Source organism: Microbacterium sp. BF1 (genome assembly GCF_019279095.1).
GTDB lineage: Bacteria > Actinomycetota > Actinomycetes > Actinomycetales > Microbacteriaceae > Microbacterium > Microbacterium maritypicum.
Window position 1 is genome coordinate 1 of the sequence record NZ_JAGYWT010000504.1, and the last position, 1725, is coordinate 1725.

2 protein-coding genes are annotated in these 1725 nt (G+C 68.9%); both read right to left on the reverse strand.

Going from position 1 to position 1725, the window contains the following annotated elements:
- Positions 1-399 precede the first annotated feature (399 nt).
- Positions 400-1176, reverse strand: a complete 777-nt coding sequence (locus KZA10_RS14190; protein WP_218683207.1) for a DeoR/GlpR family DNA-binding transcription regulator — start codon at positions 1174-1176, stop codon at positions 400-402.
- Positions 1176-1725 (reverse strand): class II fructose-bisphosphate aldolase (locus KZA10_RS14195; RefSeq protein WP_218683208.1); only part of this gene is annotated, 550 nt, incomplete at its 5' end. The genes KZA10_RS14195 and KZA10_RS14190, both read right to left, overlap by 1 nt.

Here is a 1725-nt window from a genome sequence, read left to right on the forward strand (position 1 = left end):
CTCGGTGGAGTTCCGGTTTAACGTATAGCGTTAATGACGGACTTCGTTATAGACTGGTCGCGTGATCAGATCGTTCGGCAACAAGGACACCGAACGGCTGTGGCGTCGTGAACGCGTGCGCTCGATCATTCTGATACACCGAATGGAGGAAAAAGTTCAGAATCCGTCGGTGTATCAGAACGGATGCCGCACGCTCCTGTTCTTCGGAAGGTGCCAGGCGAAGGGCCTCGAAGGGTGAGGCGCGAGGGAGGCGCTGTCGGATCTGGGGATCATGCGCACTGGGGAGCGCGAACACGACACGGACACCATCTACTCGGGGGCATCGCGGCGCACAGCCGTGACGCCCTCAGAGGGCCTCGACGTTGTGGGGACGTCGAGGCCCTCGGGGTGTCCGGGGCGTCAGGCGACCAGCACCGCGTACCCGGCCGCCCGCAGCGACACGAGTGCTTCGGCGTCCGCTCCGGCGTCGGTGATCACGGTCGGGAAGAGGTCGACCCCGCCGACGGCCGTGAACGCCTCGAGACCGAGCTTGCTGGCGTCGGTCACCACGACTGCCCGGCGGGCACGCTCGGCCATCATGCGGTTGACCGCGGCCTCGCGCTCGTCCTGCGTGGTCGCACCGGCGGCGGCATCCATCCCGTTCACACCGATGAAGGCGATGTCGAGCCGCACCCCGCGCAGCAGCTGCTCCACGAACGGACCGACGAGTTCGTAGCTGCGCGAGTGGATGACGCCGCCGGTGACGACGACCTTGATCTCGGGCCGCGTGGCGAGCTGGGCGGCGATGTTCACGGCGTTGGTGACGACGGTGATGCCGCCGTTCGCTGCGAGATCGTCGCGCGCGGCGAGGGCTGCCGCGATGGCCGTGGTGGTCGTGCCACCGGAGAGCCCCACCACCATGCCGGGTGCGACGAGGCCGGCGGCGGTCTGCGCGATGCTCTCCTTCTCGTGCGTGCGCAGGTGGCTCTTGTAGCGGATGGGCAGCTCATAGGCGACGGTCTGCGCCACCGCACCGCCGTGGGTGCGGGTGAGCAGGCGCTGCTCGGCGAGCGTGTCGAGGTCTCGCCGCGTGGTCGCGGACGACGCCTCGAACCGATCGACCAGTTCTTCGACCGTGACCTCGCCCTTCGCGGCCAGCAGGTCGAGGATCGCGTTCAGCCGGGCGGCCCGCTTCATCAGGACACCGGTTCCGCGGGCTGCAATGCGAAGAGTCGGAGCATGCGGGCGGCCTCTTCTGCGAGTGCCTCCCGGGCGGGCGCGAGGTACTTGCGGGAGTCGACCAGACGCTCGTCGGCGTCGAGCTTGTCGCGCACCGCCCGCGTGAAGAAACCGTTCAGGTGGGTGGAGACGTTGATCTTCGTCATCCCGGCGCGCACGGCGTCGGCGATCACGGCATCCGCGACGCCGGACGATCCGTGCAGCACCAGCGGCACCGGGAGTGCTTCGTGCAGGCGCCCGATCAGATCGAGGTCCAGCGACGCCGTGCGATCGGTCATCGCATGCGAGGAGCCGACCGCGACCGCGAGGGCGTCCACTCCCGTGTCGGCCACGAACGCGCGTGCCTCTTCGGGGTCGGTGCGCACACCCGGAGCGTGCGCCCCGTCCTTGCCGCCCACCTCTCCGAGCTCGCCCTCGACGTAGACCCCGGCCTCGTGTGCACGGGCGGCGACCGCCGCCGTGAGCGCAACGTTGTCGTCGTAGGGCAGCGCGCCGCCGTCGAACATG